Raw genomic sequence first — 13,708 nt, forward strand, 5'->3', positions numbered from 1 at the left:
CCCCGGGTTCGAGGTGAACCCGGGGCCGTCCACTCTCAGCCCACTCCCCAGAGCCGGCGCGCTTCCTCGGCAATGAGGTCGGGGAACTCCTCGGGGAAGAAGAGCTTCGCGCCCGGGACGCGCCGCACGCCTCGCGAGTTGGGGAGCGTGCGGTCCAGGTAGTCGGCGCTCGCCTGGGAGAAGATGGTGTCCCCCGTTCCCCAGAGGATTCGAGTCGGCACGGTGCAGCGCTTCAGTGCCGGCTCCAGGCCCGCCAGCGGGTTGGGCGCCAGCGCGACGGTGTACGCGTGTACCTGGTCCTTCCCGCGTGGAGTGACGAGGGGCGCGAAGTAGTACTCGATGGCCTCGTCGGTGGGCTGGGTGGGATGGGTGTACGTCATCCCGCCAATGCCCGCCTCCGAGCGCGCCAGGGGCTTGTCGGCGAGCCACGGCGCGAGCCACTGGTCCACGTACGTCCCGGCACGCGCCATCTCGATGACGGGAAGGACGGCGGCGGGAGGGCACTCGTTCTCCACGTCGCAGTTCGTCAGCAGCAGCGTCCGGACGCGCTCCGGGTAGCGGGTGACGAAGAGCTGCGCGACGGCGCCGCCGCTGTCATTGGCGACGAGGTCGACGGTGGAGATGGAGAGCGAGTCCAGCAGCGCCACGAGCATGTCGGCCTGCGCACCGGCCGCGACGCTCTGCCCTTCGGCGACCTCCGTGTAGCCGAGCCCCATGAAGTCGGGAGCGACGCACCGGCGGTAGGGAGACAACTGCTCCAGTGCGCCGCGCCACTGGAAGCCGTTCAGCGGAAAGCCGTGCAGGAACAAAGCGGCGTCCCCGGTTCCGCGCTCGACGTAGGCGATGCGTCCGAAGCGCGTCTCGGCGAAGCGTCGCGAGGCGCGGAAGGCCGCGGCATCCAGTGTTTCGCGAGTCCCTCCCGTCGTCGGGCGTGGCCCGCCGCCAGACGCGCAGCCGGCGAGCGCCCCCACCGTGAGCGCTCCGGTTGCGAGGAGGAACTCCCTGCGGCGCATCCGCGCCACCGGGCCGTGCTCCTGTTCCATGTTCTTCGAGCCCATGTCGTCTGCCCTCTTTGAGCGGCGGAGGCCGCGCTGTGAGACGAGCGGGGCTTGTAGCGAGGCCGCCTCCGCGCCCACTTGGCGAAAATTGCGGTGGAGGGGCCCTGCGTCGGGACTGCTAGGCTGGCGGCATGAGTCGCTCGCCGGGAAGGCCACCGTCGGCAGCTCCAGCCATGTCCCGCCGCGAGCTGGCGCGCGACGGGCTGGTGCGCGTCTTCGACTACCGTTGCACCGCGGAGAAGGGGGCACCGAGCGAGCCGGAGCAGTTCACCTCCGCCTCCATCGCGGTGGTGCGCTCGGGCGTGTTCAGCTTCCGGAGCGAGCGTGGGCCGCAGTTGCTCACCACCGGCTTCTCGCTGCTCGCCAACCCGGGCCAGCAGTACGAAATCTCGCACGAGCACGCCGGTGGGGACCGCTGCCTCATCTTCCGCTTCGATGAGGCCACCCTCGAGCGCCTGGTGGGGAGCGGCCCGCGCGGTGCGTCGCGGCGTTACTTCGCGCGCTCGGTGCTTCCGGCGATGCCGCGCATCGAGGCGCTTGGGCACCTCGCCGAGCAGCGGCTCGACGAGGGAGGAGTGACGCTGGGCCTGGAGGAGCTGGGGCTCGCGCTCGCCGCGAATGTCTCCGCGCAACTGGGCCGCGCGCCCAGGGGCGAGGTGACGCGTGACAGCCGGGCCGCCCGGGACAGCGTCTACGCCGCGCTCGCGCAGATTGAGCACGCCTCGAAGGACGAGCTGCGCCTGGGCGACCTGGCGCGGGTGGCGGGCCTGAGCCCGTACCACTTCCTCCGGGTGTTCAAGCGGGAGACGGGAGTGACGCCGCACCGCTTCCTGATGCAGGTGCGGGTGCGGCGCGCGGTGGAGCTGCTCCGCGACACGGACCGGCCGGTGACGGAGATTGCCTACGACGTGGGCTTCGGCGACCTCTCGAACTTCATCAACACGTTTCGCCGCGAGCTGGGCTGCTCACCGGCGCGCTTCCGCAAGGTGACACCGGAGGACTGGGCGCGCGGCACGGGGGGGAACGTTTCCCAGGTGGCAGCCCACGTACGAGTAGCCGCCATGTGACCTCCAGGATTCCCTGACCCCATCAGGATGTCAGGGGTATGATGCAAGCTGGACACATGAGCGACAAGACGCGAACAGAACGCGCATACGAAGCGCTGGAACGCCTCCCGCCGAACGTGGTTGGGGAGATCATCGACGGAGAGCTGTACGTGACGCCTCACCCCGGTACGGTCCATGTAAGGACAGCAGGCCAGGTGGCGAGGGCACTGTGGCCATTCGATGAGGAACCGGAGCAGGAGGGACCCGGTGGATGGGTCCTGTTGCCCAAAACCGAATTGCACCTCGGCGGTGATGTGTTGGTGCCCGACCTCGTGGGGTGGCGGCGTGAGCGCATGCCGGAGATACCGGATGTCGTCGGTGTGGAGCTCACCCCCGACTGGCTCTGCGAGGTGCTGTCTCCCTCCACGGAGCACCTGGACCGGACCCTGAAGCTGGCTGTGTATGCGAGGGAAGGCGTGAAGCACCTCTGGCTCGTGGACCCACGTCCCCAGACGCTGGAAGTCTATCGACTGGAGGGAAGTCGCTGGGTCCTCCTCGGCACGCACCCCGGCAATGGTCCGGTCCGGGCCGAGCCCTTCGAGGCCATTCCCATCGAGCTGGCCGCGCTCTGGGAACGCTGACTCACACCACCCCGGGGTGCAGGAAGCCGTGAATCGCCTGCACCACCACGGAGCCCTCGCCCACGCTCGACGCCACGCGCTTCACCGAGCCCGAGCGCACGTCCCCCACCGCGTAGATGCCCGGCCGCGACGTCGCATACGGTGACGCGAGCGCCCGGCCCTCCGGGTCCTGCCCCGTCCGGATGAAGCCCTTGCCGTCCAGCTCCAGGCAGCCATTGAGCCACTCCGTGTTCGGCTCGGCGCCAATCATCACGAAGATATTCCCGATGGGGCGCGTGGTGGCCTCCTCCGTGGGCCGGTGCACCCACGTCACCTCTTCCAGGAACCGTCTCCCCGCCAGCCGCGTGATTTCCGTGCGCGTGTGCAGTTCGATGCGCGGCGAGGACTCGATGCGCTGGACGAGGTAGTCGGACATCGTCGCCGCGAGCCCTCCGCTGCGCACGAGCAGATGCACCTTCGACACCGTGCGCGACAGGAAGACGGCGGCCTGTCCGGCGGAATTGCCACCGCCCACGACGATGATTTCCTCGCCGTTGCACAGGTTCGACTCCATGGCCGTCGCGGCGTAGTGGACGCCCTGGCCCTCGAACTTCGCCAGGTCGGGCACGTCCAGCTTCCGGTAGCGCGCCCCGGTGGCGATGACCACCGAGCGCGCGGACACCACGCGGCCGTCCTCCAGGAGCAGACGGTAGGGCGTGCTCTTGCAGTCGATGCCACTGACGGAGCGGGAGACGATGAGCCGCGCGCCGAACTTCCGCGCCTGGACCTGCGCCCTGCCCGCGAGCGCCTGGCCGGAGATGCCGGTGGGAAAGCCGAGGTAGTTCTCTATCTTCGAGCTGGTCCCCGCCTGTCCCCCGGGCGCCAGGGCCTCGACGACGACGGTCTCCAGTCCTTCCGACGCCGCGTAGACGGCGGTCGCGAGCCCCGCGGGACCGGCGCCGACCACGGCCACGTCATGCACATGCGCGGGGTCGACGGCCTCGCTGAAGCCCAGGTCATCCGCCAGCGCGGCGTTGGACGGATTCCGGAAGACCGTCCTCCCCGGAGCGATGACGACGGGGAGCTGGGCGGGGGTCAGCGAGAAGCACTTCAGGAAGCCGCTCGCGCCCGGGTCGACGTCGATGTCGAGGAGCCGGTGGGGATAGCCATTGCGGGTCAGGAAGCTCTGCAGCCGGAGCGTGTCCGCGCCATGGCCGGAGCCGATGAGCACCACCCCGGCCTGCGCATGACGGATGAGGCCGACGCGGCGCAGGATGAACGCGCGCATGATGATTTCGCCGATGTCGGCCTCGGTGCTGACCAGCCGGCGGAAGTCGTGCGGCTTGACGCGAACCACCCGGCAGTCGCCGCGGGTGCGGCCACTCACGAGAATCTGGTGGTCGGTGAAGAGGTCCAGCTCGCCGGTGAACTGCTGCTCGCCCTGGACGGCGAAGACGTGGGGGGCGCCTTCGGAGTCCAGGTCGAAGAGCTCGACCGCGCCTTCGACGACGAAGAAGAAATCGACGTTCCGGTCTCCCCGGCTGAAGAGGGGCGTGCCACCCGTCACACGCTCCTCGGTGCCGTAGGTGGCAACGCGCTCCGCCATCTCCGGGCTGAGCTGCGGAAAGGTCTGCGCTTCGCGGGCATAGGGGTCGGAGGGGTCCAGGCCCGGCTCGCTCGTGACGGGGAGTACGTCCATGCCTCGAACGTGGGAAGGCCCCCGGGGTGTCGCAATGAATCCCCGGCCGCCGGGCGTGGGGGCGTCGACACTCCGCCCGTGGGGCGGCCGGCCGGGCCGGCGCCGGCTCGCACCCTTCGGCGCCCTTTCATGATTGAAAGCAGGGTGGGAACCCGGGGCCGCGCCGGGCCTCCTTCCTTCCTCACGGAGCGCCGGAAACCATGTCGCACCTTCAGGACACTCCTCCGCCCATGGCGAAGCGCCTCGCGCTCGTCCTCCTCCTGTGCGCGCCGTGGCTCGGCGGCTGCCTCTTCGCCGGGTCTCGCCACGAGGGCCCGGCGACGGACCACTTCGACGGCGAGCAGTTCCACAACCTGGAGCCCGTCCGCCGGCTCGGCCCGGGAGACGTCCTGGAGGCGCTGCGTACGGAGCCTCGGGGCGAGTGGCGCGACTACGAGGACCTGGCTCCCGGCAGGCCGCCGCCGGAGCGCGTGGGGCCGGGGCAATTGCGCGTCACGTTCATCAACCACGCCACGGTGCTGCTCCAGGCGGACGGGCTGAATGTGCTGACGGACCCCATCTACTCGGACCGGCCGAGCCCGGTGTCCTGGCTGGGCCCGCACCGGGTGCGCCCGCCGGGAATCCGCTTCGAGGACCTGCCGCCCATCGACGTGGTGCTGGTGAGCCACAACCACTACGACCACATGGACCTGCCAACGCTGCGGCGCCTGGAAGCGGCGCACCACCCGCGCTTCATCGTGGGCCTGGGCAACAAGGCGCTGCTGGACGGCGAGGGCTTCCAGCGCGTGGAGCAATTGGACTGGTGGCAGTCCACGCCAGTCGCGCCGGGGCACACGGTGACGGCGGTGCCGGCGCAGCACCGCTCCAACCGCGGGCTGACGGACACGTCCGCGACGCTGTGGGCGGGCTTCGTGCTCTCCACCTCGGGCGGGCCGGTGCTCTTCGCGGGAGACACGGGCTACGGCCCGCAGTTCGCGATGATGGCCGAGCGCTTCGGGCCCATGCGGCTGTCGGTGCTGCCCATTGGCGCCTTCCGGCCCACCGCCTTCCGGCCGGTGCACATGGGCCCGAGGGAGGCGCTCCAGGCGCACCACGTGCTGCGCTCGGCCACGTCGGTGGCCATGCACTACGGCACCTTCGCGCTGGCGCTGGATGGCCAGGACGAGGCGAAGTACCTCCTGCTGCGACTGGTGGCGCGCGAGCCGGTGCGCCCGCGCTTCTGGGCCCTGGGCTTCGGCGAGGGCCGTGACGTGCCCCCGCTGGAGCCGGCTCCTGCCGCGCGCCGGGACTGACGGCTCAGCGGTTGAAGGGGAACTCCTGAATCCAGTTGAAGCCGCGGTTGACGAGCAGGTGCTTGGACTCGTCCACCTTCTTGAGGCGGACCTCGAGGGGGGCGCCCTGGAAGGTGCCCTGGAAGACGAAGTGCTCCGCGTCCGGCTGTGAGTACGCGAGCACCATCGTCTTCTGCGCGTCTCCGGCGCCCTCGGTGACGGTGACGGTCGACTTCGACGGGTCGTGCTCCATGCGGAGGCGCTGTGCGCGGTCATCCATCGTCCGGACGGTGAACCGGTTGTAGCGACTGATGGCCAGGTAGCGCCACCGCAGCGGGTCCCCCAGCAGCGGCGGCAGCGTCTGGCCGTCGCGGGTGAAGGACTCGACCTCATAGAGGCCGTAGAGCGCGGGCCTGGGCGCGAAGTCGCTGGACCCCGCGAGGCGGCTCGTCCCCTCGTTCCAGAAGGACCAGCCCATGGTGGCGAGGAAGAGCACCTTCACGGCGAGGAAGCCCCGTGCCTCCCGCGGCGAGAGCTGGAAGGGCATGCCCAGCGCCCGTGGCTCCGTGGCGCGGTTGAGGAGGAGGACTCCGAGGAGCCGCTGGACGTCGGGCAGCAGCAGGAAGAGCGCCATCAGCACCAGGTGCGAGGAATAGATTTTGACCGGGACGTCATAGAAGAAGTTGAGCGCCACCACGTTGACCATGACGGCGGTGACGACCAGCGCGCCCAGCGTGGTGGTGCGGCGCAAGAGCAGGAGGAGGCCGCCGAGCATCTCCGCGCCGCCGGTGAAGAGGTTGTAGCCCTTCGAGTACCCCATGAAGGTCCACAGCAGTCCCATGGGGGAGAGCTCACCCAGCGGCTCCACCAGCCGCTCGGGGAACGGAAACTGGAACTGCGACTTGAGGACCTTGGCCATGCCGTAGGACAGCATGCTGCTGGCCAGCACGTAGCGGAGGAAGACGCGCAGCACGTCGTGGGCCTTCACGTACTGGGTGCGGCGCCGGTCGACGACGGACCAGACGGCGGCCACCAGCGCGCTGACGGCGAGGAACACGGGCAACTGCACGTAGTTGTACGTGGTGTCGCCGCTGCCGTTGGTGAACACGGTGATGTCCGTGCCCAGGCGCAGCACGTGCTTGCCCACCCAGGGCACGACGGCGTGCCAGACGAAGTTGAAGGCATCGCCGAGGAACGCCGTGTCCGGGAGGGAGTCCAGCGGGGAGGGGAGCGAGTAGAGCAGCAGGTACGCGAAGGCGAAGCGGAAGGCGATGCGCCGCGCCAGGCCCCAGGGCTTCGGCGCGGGGGCCGCCGGCTCGGGAGCGGAGGAGACGGGAGCGAGCGGCTCGGGGACGGGAGCAAGGGGAGAGGCGATGGTCATGGCGGGCGGGCCGCAAGCCTACCCAAGGAGGGGAGGGCGCCCCAAATCACCCTCCATTCCGCAACCATGTCATCGGTACTCCGGGTGCTGCTGAAACCCGATGGCGTCTTGGCGAACCGGTGCCCCAGAGCGCTGCGTCACTCCTGCCGGGACGTGTCGATGACGGGCCACAGCTCGCCCAGCTTGAGCTCGAGGGCGTCGAAGGGCGCAGCGCGGATGACGTCGTCCTCGCCGTACACACCCAGCTCCAGCCAGTGGCCTTCCCTCAGCTCGCTGACGGAGAGTGTCCGGGCCTCCAGGTCGATGAACCACAGGTGACGGATGCCGATGCGCGCGTAGAACGGTCGCTTGATGCGCTGGTCATAGGCGCGAGTCGAAGGTGAGAGGACTTCGCAGGCCCAGTCGGGAACCAGCGTCCACGAGCCGTCGGGAATCCCACGGGGAACGCGCTCCCTTCGCCAGCCCGCGAGGTCCGGCACGAACTCCGGGGCTTCCGCGAGCCGGATGCCGGGCTCGCCGTGGATGATCCACCCGCCCGGTCCTCCGCGTCCCCGCTGAAAGGGGCCTCGGAGCTCCGAGGACAGCCCGGTCAGGATGTCCGTATTCGCGGCCCGGGGCCGAGGATGCACGTACAGCGTCCCGTCGATGATTTCCCCCACCACGCCCTCCGACAGGGCCTCGATGTCGGCGAGGGTTGCGGGACCGTCCTGCTTTCGCGCGCCATAGGCCATGCTCGAAGTGTGGGCATATCAACCACGTCTGACAAGCGGCGTCCCACCTGTCAGGTGAGACGGGCCTGTCGCCTGGCCAGCGCCCTCTGCCGGCGTCGTCCTCAGCGCCTGCCTCCGACGGACTGCCAGAGCCAGCCCAGCCGCAGCTCCACGTCCTCGAACGGCGCCACGCGGACGCGTGTGTCGTCTTCGCCGTAGACGCCCGTCTCCATCCAGAAGCCGTTCACCTGCGTGTTGACGGAGAGCGTCCGCTCCTCCAGGTCGACGAACCACAGGTGCTGCACGCCGATGCGCGCGTAGAAGGGGCGCTTGATGCGCCGGTCATACGCGCGCGTCGAGGGTGAGAGCACCTCGCAGACCCACTCGGGTGCGGTGGTCCACCGTCCCTCGGGAGGCTCGGGGACCCGCTCCCGCCTCCACCCGGCGAGGTCCGGGATGAACTCCGGCGAGCCCGCCACCTGCACGCCAGGCTCGACCCGGAGCCACCATCCGCCCGGCCCGTTGGCGCCCAATTGGAAGGGGCCATCCAGCTCTCCGAAGAGCCGCAGCCCGAAATAGATGTGCCCGTCCCCAGGCCGGGCATGCGTGTACAGCGTCCCATCGATGATTTCCCCCACCACGCCCTCCGGCAGGGCCTCGATGTCGGCGAGAGTCGCCGGACGCTCCTGTTTGCGCGCGCCGTAGGCCATGCTCGAAGTGTGGGGATATCAGGGGCGTCTGACAAGCGCCCCACCCGGCAGGTAGTCTACAGCTTCATCCGCTTGAACACCGTCTCCGGAATCGTCCGGATGATGAGCATGATGAGCGCCCAGATGCCGGGGACGTAGACCTCGTTCTTCCGCGCATCCGCGGCGCTCAAGAGCCCGCGCGCCACCTTGTCCGGCGAGGCGAACAGCTTGTTCTTCGGCAGGTGCGCCGTCATCGGTGTGTCCACGAAGCCGGGCTTCACGGTGACGACGGCCACGTTGGACTTCGCCAGCCGGTTGCGCAGGCCCTGGAGGAACACGTTGAGCGCGCCCTTGGACGCGCCGTACACGTAGTTGCTCTGTCGGCCGCGGTCTCCCGCCACCGACGAAATCACCACCAGCGTCCCGGCCTTCTGCGCCTCGAAGCGGTTGGCCAGCACCGTCAGCAGCGACACCGCGCTCAGGAAGTTGGTGCGCAGCACCGCCTCCGTCGCCGCCCAGGACTTCTGTGCCTCCGCCTGGTCTCCCAGCACGCCGTGCGCCAGCACCACCCCGTCCAGCCCGCCCAGCGCCGAGTACGCCGCGTCCACCAGCGGCTCGTGCGCGTCGAAGTCATTCAGGTCCACCGCGCGCGACTCCACCTTCGCCGCGCCGCGCGTGGCGGCGTCCTTCGCCACCGCCTCCAGGTTCGCCGCGTTGCGGCCGACGAGGTACAGCGAGGCACCGCGCGCGGCCAGCAGCCGCACCGTCGCCTGGGCAATGGCGCTGGTGGCGCCGAGGACGAGCACTTTCTTCATGGGGTCGGCAATCTCGGAGAAGACGTCAGCGAATCGCAAGCAGGGACTGGGGCTGAGTGGCCGCCGGGCCGCGCTCGGACTCCAGGGAGAAGGGCAGGGTGACGGGGTTCACCCGCCGCCAGAACGACGAGGAGAAGGCCGGGTCCAGGTAGCCGGAGAACTCATCGCGCCGGGGGAAGTACGCCGCGAAGCTCTCGGGGCTCATGCGCGCGTCCTTCGCCGGGTACACCGCGCCGCCCGCCTCGCGCGTCAGCTTGTCCAACTCCTCCACCAGCCGCCACGTCTTCTCCCCGCGGTTGGCGAAGTCCATGGCCAGCGTCACGCCCTGGCGCGGGAAGGACATCCACCCCGGCGAGGGAATGTCGCCGAACGTCTTCAGCACGGAGAGGAAGCTGGGCAGCCCGCCGCGTGAGCTGCGCTCCAGGATTTCCTTCAGCGCGTCGCGCGCGGTGGCGTACGGCACCACGCACTGGAACTGGAGAAAGCCGCGCTTCCCGTAGATGCGGTTCCATCCGTAGATGGCGTCCAGCGGGTAGAAGAACGGGTCGTAGTGCGTCAGCTGCGCCTTCGGCTTGCCGTTCTGCCGGTGGTAGTAGAGCCAGTTGAACGCGGACACCGACAGCCGGTTGAGGCAGAAGGCCGGCATGTCCATGGGCACCGCCAGCCCCACGCCGTGGGACAGGTGGCTCTTCTTCAGGGGCAGCCCGTCGAACTGCGGCGGCGCGAAGTTGCCCCGGTACAGGAGCCCCCGCCCCACCTTCTTCCCCCGGGCCAGGCAGTCCACCCAGGCCATGGTGAACTCGTAGTCGGCCTCGGACGCGCGAGCCACCTCGATGAACCCATCCAGGTTCTCGAAGGGCACCGTCTCCTGGAGGATGTACGGGTTGCTGATGGGCTTGAGCTGCACCTCCGCCCACGTCACGAGCCCGGTGAGTCCCAGGCCGCCAATCGTCGCGCCGTACCAGTCCGGATTCTCGTCCGGCGCGCACACGCGGCGGCTGGCGTCCGAGCGCAGCAATTCGAAGCGCCGCACGTACCGGCCGAAGGTGCCGCCCCGGTGGTGGTTCTTCCCGTGCACGTCATTGGCGATGGCGCCGCCCACCGTCACGAACTTGGTGCCCGGCGTCACTGGCAGGAACCAGCCGCGCGGGGCCGCCAGCCGCAAGAGCGTGTCCAGCGTGACGCCCGCCTCGCAGCGCACCACGCCCGTGCTGGCGTCGAAGGAGATGAGCTTGTCCAGCCCGGCGGTGAGCAGCAGCGTGCCGCCCTCGTTGAGGCACGAGTCGCCGTAGCTGCGGCCCAGGCCGTGCGGCAGCAGCGTGCCGCCGGGCCGGGGCAGCGCGTCCGTGCGCCACACCAGCGGGTGCGTCCGCTGTTCCACCCGGGGATAGCGCCCCCACGACTCCAGAGTCTTCATCGCGGAAGTCCTCTCACCGGGCGACCCATAGCACCACGGCCGCGGCGAGCCCCACCACGTAGCTCACCCGGTCCCTCAGCGCGAAGACGAGCGGGTCCTCGTTCACCAGTCCGCGGTGCGCCAGCACCCATACCCGCCCCACCCAGTACAGCATGATGGGGCACAGCAGCCAGAGCCACTCATGGTGCGAGTACAGCGCCGTCACCTCCTTGGAGGTGATGTAGAGCGCCAGCACCAGCACGGACACCTGGCCGGCCGCCGCGCCCAGGCTGGCGAGCTGCTCGTAGTCCTGCGCCAGGTAGCCGCGCCCGTGCGCCGACGTCTCGTTGGCCTGCCGCAGCCGGCGCACCTCGCTCAGCCGCTTCACCAGCGCCAGCGAGAGGAAGAGGAACATGCTGAACATCATCAGCCAGCTCGACGTGGGCACGCCCACCGCCAGCGAGCCGCCGAAAATCCGCACCGTGTACAGGCCCGCGAGCACCAGCACGTCCAGCATCACCACCTGCTTCAGCCGCAGCGAGTACGCCAGCGTCAGCACGTAGTACGTGGCGAGCAGCGCGGAGAAGGCGGGCGGCAGCAGCAGGCACACCGCCGCTCCGGCCAACAGCAGCGCGGGCGCCAGCACCACGCCGGTGCTCACCGGCAGCGCGCACGCGGCGAAGGGACGCTTGCACTTCGTCGGGTGCCGCCGGTCCGACTCCAGGTCCAGCATGTCGTTGAGCACGTACACGCTGGAGGCGCACAGGCTGAAGGCGACGAAGCCGAGCACCGCCTTGAGCAGCAGGCCCGGCTCCATCACCTTGTGGGCCGCCAGCACCGGCACGAAGACGAGCGCGTTCTTCGCCCACTGGTGCACGCGCAGCGCCTTCACCCAGACGCGCGGGCCCACGCGGGGGCGCTCGAAGACGCGGTGCACCTCGCGGCCCAGCCCGCGCGCCTGCTTCAGCACTCCGGCCGGGGCGTGCACCACCACCACCCGGTGCGACTCGCGCCACAGGGGCAGGTCCACCCCGTCATTGCCCGCGTAGTCGAAGGTGCCCAGCGTCTCCTTCAGCCGCGCCAGCTTGCGCGCACCGGACAGGTTCACCGTCCCGTCGCTCGCGTACACGTCGGAGAAGAGGCCCAGGTGCGCGGCCACGCCGTCGGCGATGCGCCGGTCCGCCGCGGTGGCCAGCACCAGCCGGCGGCCGCGCGCCTGCTCCTCGCGCAGGAAGGCCAGCAGCTCCTCGTTGTACGGCAGGCGCGACGCGTCCAGCGCCGCCCGCCGTGCCACCTCCGCCTTGAAGAAGGCCTTGCCCTTGAGCACCCACAGCGGCAGCAGCAGCAGCACCCAGGGCGCCAGCTTGAAGAGGGCGAGCAGGTTCTCGTGCAGCGTGTCCGTGCGCACCAGCGTCCCGTCGAGGTCGACGGCGAGCGGCACGTCCGGAGGGTCGGCGGGGAGCGGTTTTTCGGGAAGCATCGGAAGAAGGGGCACGCTAGCGCAGCGGGAGGACAGGCCTCCAGGAGGGCGGGGGGGATGGGTCCGGCCCCGCCGGAGGCCTGCTCACTCCGGCCGGGCCAGCAGCAGCGTCTGCAGGGGGAGGTGGCGGATGGGGCGACTCTGGGCGATGCGGAAACCCGCGTCGTCGAGGAAGCCCTCCACCTCCGCGGGCGTATAGGCCGCCGCGCCGGACGTCAGGAAGTAGTGCAGGCCGATCAGCGGCGCGGAGCTGGCCGGGTCGTCGATGTCCTCGCGCAGGTACTCCAGGACGGCGAGCGTGCCCTTGGAGCCCAGCGCGCCGCGCACCCGGCGCAGCAGGGCCACGTTCTGCGCGGGCGACAGGTGGTGCATCACCTGGAAGAGCAGCACCGCGTCGTACGGGCCGCCCAGCTCCGCGGTGAGGATGTCCCCCTCGCGGTGGGTGACGAGGTGGCTCAGTCCCGCCGAGGTGATGATGTCCCGGCCCACGCGCGCGCTGCCCTCCAGGTCCAGCACCGTGGCCTTCAGCCCCCGGTGGCGCAGGCACAGCTCCGCCGCGTACCAGCCGTGCGCGCCGCCCAGATCCAACAGGCTCTTCGCCCCGCGGGGCAGGGGGATGGCCGCAGCGACTTCCGGGGCCGCCAGCCGCGCCAGCTGGTGCATGGCGTGGATGTAGTCCCGCCAGCGCGGGTCCGCCGGAGCGAACTGGTGGATGTCCACCGCCTCGCCGGAGCGCACCACGCCCTCCAGCCCCGTCCACCAGTCCCACTGGGAGTAATTGAACTCCAGGAAGGCGCCCACGTACTTCGGCGAGTGCGGGTCCAACCAGCGCTTGGCCCGGGGGGCCAGCCGGTAGCGGCCGCCGCGCTGGCGCTCCACGGCCTCGCAGGCCACCAGTGCTTCCAGCAGGGTGCGCGTGCCCTCGGGCGACAGCTTCAGCCGCTCCGCCAGGGTCTCCGCCGACGCGGGCCCTTCCGCCAGCGCCGCGTACACCCCCAGCCGCACGCCGGCCATCAGCGTGCGGGACGCCATCATCCCGAAGAAGGCATGCGCCAGGGGCTGGGGGGCCAGGTTGAACCAGTCCGCCACGCGCTCCAGCAGGTTGTCCGCCTTGAGCCCCAGCCGCATGCGCGTCCTCTATCGTTTCTTCCGGCGGGGCGCGGCCACCGCGGCCAGCCCCACTATCAGCAGGGCCGCCTCCGGGCCCAGCAGGCAGCCCGCGCGGTCCGCCTGCCGCACGCCCGTGTAGCGGCACCTGCCTTCCTGACAGGTGAAGCGGGCCGCGCAGTCCCCGCTCTTGCGGCACGTGACGGGCAGGTGGCCGTCCTCGCCCTCGGGGTTGTCCCGGTCCGGGCCGCCCTCGCCCACGGAGGCGTCGGGCAGGGGGATGTAGATGCCTCCGGCATCTTCGGACCCCGCGTCAGCGGCGTCCTGCGCCAGGGCCGCGACGGGCAGCAAGAGGGGGAGGCAGGCCAGCAGGCCCACCATCCGGGAGCGGAGGGGATGACGGGTGGGAGACATCACGGGGCAGCCACCCTAACGC

The 13,708-nt window shown here is 70.3% G+C and carries 13 protein-coding genes; 3 read left to right on the plus strand and 10 right to left on the minus strand.

Features of this window, described 5'->3' with window-relative positions:
• Positions 1-35 precede the first annotated feature (35 nt).
• Positions 36-1,058, minus strand: coding sequence for an alpha/beta fold hydrolase (locus G4D86_RS16600; RefSeq protein WP_240360292.1), 1,023 nt, complete (start codon positions 1,056-1,058; stop codon positions 36-38).
• Between the two features lie 173 nt (positions 1,059-1,231).
• Between G4D86_RS16600 and G4D86_RS16605 the strand changes: the two genes are divergently transcribed.
• A complete protein-coding gene (locus tag G4D86_RS16605) occupies positions 1,232-2,125 on the plus strand; it encodes a helix-turn-helix transcriptional regulator (RefSeq protein WP_163994785.1) in 894 nt (297 codons plus the stop codon).
• A gap of 56 nt (positions 2,126-2,181) precedes the next feature.
• Positions 2,182-2,745, plus strand: a complete 564-nt coding sequence (locus G4D86_RS16610; RefSeq protein WP_163994788.1) for a Uma2 family endonuclease — start codon at positions 2,182-2,184, stop codon at positions 2,743-2,745.
• 1 nt (position 2,746) lies between these two features.
• Here G4D86_RS16610 and G4D86_RS16615 read toward each other — a convergent pair whose 3' ends face one another.
• Complete coding sequence (locus tag G4D86_RS16615; protein WP_163994790.1) at positions 2,747-4,423, minus strand: FAD-dependent oxidoreductase; 1,677 nt, start codon at positions 4,421-4,423, stop codon at positions 2,747-2,749.
• A gap of 230 nt (positions 4,424-4,653) precedes the next feature.
• Here G4D86_RS16615 and G4D86_RS16620 point away from each other — a divergent pair, with 230 nt between their 5' ends.
• Positions 4,654-5,715 (plus strand): MBL fold metallo-hydrolase, encoded by a 1,062-nt coding sequence (locus G4D86_RS16620; protein WP_240360293.1) that lies wholly within the window; start codon positions 4,654-4,656, stop codon positions 5,713-5,715.
• Between the two features lie 4 nt (positions 5,716-5,719).
• Here G4D86_RS16620 and G4D86_RS16625 read toward each other — a convergent pair whose 3' ends face one another.
• The 8 genes from G4D86_RS16625 to G4D86_RS16660 form a co-directional block, all read right to left on the minus strand.
• Positions 5,720-7,075 (minus strand): hypothetical protein, encoded by a 1,356-nt coding sequence (locus G4D86_RS16625; RefSeq protein ID WP_163994794.1) that lies wholly within the window; start codon positions 7,073-7,075, stop codon positions 5,720-5,722.
• 137 nt (positions 7,076-7,212) lie between these two features.
• A complete protein-coding gene (locus G4D86_RS16630; protein WP_163994796.1) occupies positions 7,213-7,806 on the minus strand; it encodes a Uma2 family endonuclease in 594 nt (197 codons plus the stop codon).
• A gap of 101 nt (positions 7,807-7,907) precedes the next feature.
• Positions 7,908-8,495 carry a Uma2 family endonuclease gene (locus G4D86_RS16635; RefSeq protein WP_163994797.1) on the minus strand — a complete coding sequence of 196 codons (588 nt, stop codon included), beginning with the start codon at positions 8,493-8,495 and terminating at the stop codon, positions 7,908-7,910.
• A gap of 56 nt (positions 8,496-8,551) precedes the next feature.
• On the minus strand, positions 8,552-9,289 hold the full coding sequence (locus G4D86_RS16640) for an SDR family oxidoreductase (protein WP_163994799.1): 738 nt from the start codon (positions 9,287-9,289) through the stop codon (positions 8,552-8,554).
• Positions 9,290-9,314: 25 nt separating this feature from the next.
• The gene (locus G4D86_RS16645; RefSeq protein WP_163994801.1) at positions 9,315-10,706 is read right to left on the minus strand and encodes an FAD-binding oxidoreductase; all 1,392 of its coding nucleotides are present in this window, start codon (positions 10,704-10,706) and stop codon (positions 9,315-9,317) included.
• A 13-nt stretch (positions 10,707-10,719) separates the two neighbouring features.
• Positions 10,720-12,165 (minus strand): UbiA family prenyltransferase, encoded by a 1,446-nt coding sequence (locus tag G4D86_RS16650; RefSeq protein ID WP_163994803.1) that lies wholly within the window; start codon positions 12,163-12,165, stop codon positions 10,720-10,722.
• An 84-nt stretch (positions 12,166-12,249) separates the two neighbouring features.
• Complete coding sequence (locus G4D86_RS16655) at positions 12,250-13,293, minus strand: class I SAM-dependent methyltransferase (RefSeq protein ID WP_163994805.1); 1,044 nt, start codon at positions 13,291-13,293, stop codon at positions 12,250-12,252.
• A gap of 9 nt (positions 13,294-13,302) precedes the next feature.
• Positions 13,303-13,686, minus strand: coding sequence for an MXAN_6627.5 family MYXO-CTERM protein (locus G4D86_RS16660; RefSeq protein WP_163995145.1), 384 nt, complete (start codon positions 13,684-13,686; stop codon positions 13,303-13,305).
• Between the last annotated feature and the right edge of the window lie 22 nt (positions 13,687-13,708).

This window comes from Pyxidicoccus caerfyrddinensis, assembly GCF_010894405.1.
In the GTDB taxonomy this organism is placed as follows: Bacteria; Myxococcota; Myxococcia; order Myxococcales; family Myxococcaceae; genus Myxococcus; species Myxococcus caerfyrddinensis.

Coding starts and splice junctions, on each gene's coding strand:
- G4D86_RS16600 (WP_240360292.1), bottom strand. CDS start 1,058: ATGGGCTCGAAGAACATGGAACAGGAGCACGGCCCGGTGGCGCGGATG.
- G4D86_RS16630 (WP_163994796.1), bottom strand. CDS start 7,806: ATGGCCTATGGCGCGCGAAAGCAGGACGGTCCCGCAACCCTCGCCGAC.
- G4D86_RS16615 (WP_163994790.1), bottom strand. CDS start 4,423: ATGGACGTACTCCCCGTCACGAGCGAGCCGGGCCTGGACCCCTCCGAC.
- G4D86_RS16650 (WP_163994803.1), bottom strand. CDS start 12,165: ATGCTTCCCGAAAAACCGCTCCCCGCCGACCCTCCGGACGTGCCGCTC.
- G4D86_RS16660 (WP_163995145.1), bottom strand. CDS start 13,686: ATGTCTCCCACCCGTCATCCCCTCCGCTCCCGGATGGTGGGCCTGCTG.
- G4D86_RS16620 (WP_240360293.1), top strand. CDS start 4,654: ATGGCGAAGCGCCTCGCGCTCGTCCTCCTCCTGTGCGCGCCGTGGCTC.
- G4D86_RS16605 (WP_163994785.1), top strand. CDS start 1,232: ATGTCCCGCCGCGAGCTGGCGCGCGACGGGCTGGTGCGCGTCTTCGAC.
- G4D86_RS16640 (WP_163994799.1), bottom strand. CDS start 9,289: ATGAAGAAAGTGCTCGTCCTCGGCGCCACCAGCGCCATTGCCCAGGCG.
- G4D86_RS16625 (WP_163994794.1), bottom strand. CDS start 7,075: ATGACCATCGCCTCTCCCCTTGCTCCCGTCCCCGAGCCGCTCGCTCCC.
- G4D86_RS16610 (WP_163994788.1), top strand. CDS start 2,182: ATGAGCGACAAGACGCGAACAGAACGCGCATACGAAGCGCTGGAACGC.
- G4D86_RS16635 (WP_163994797.1), bottom strand. CDS start 8,495: ATGGCCTACGGCGCGCGCAAACAGGAGCGTCCGGCGACTCTCGCCGAC.
- G4D86_RS16655 (WP_163994805.1), bottom strand. CDS start 13,293: ATGCGGCTGGGGCTCAAGGCGGACAACCTGCTGGAGCGCGTGGCGGAC.
- G4D86_RS16645 (WP_163994801.1), bottom strand. CDS start 10,706: ATGAAGACTCTGGAGTCGTGGGGGCGCTATCCCCGGGTGGAACAGCGG.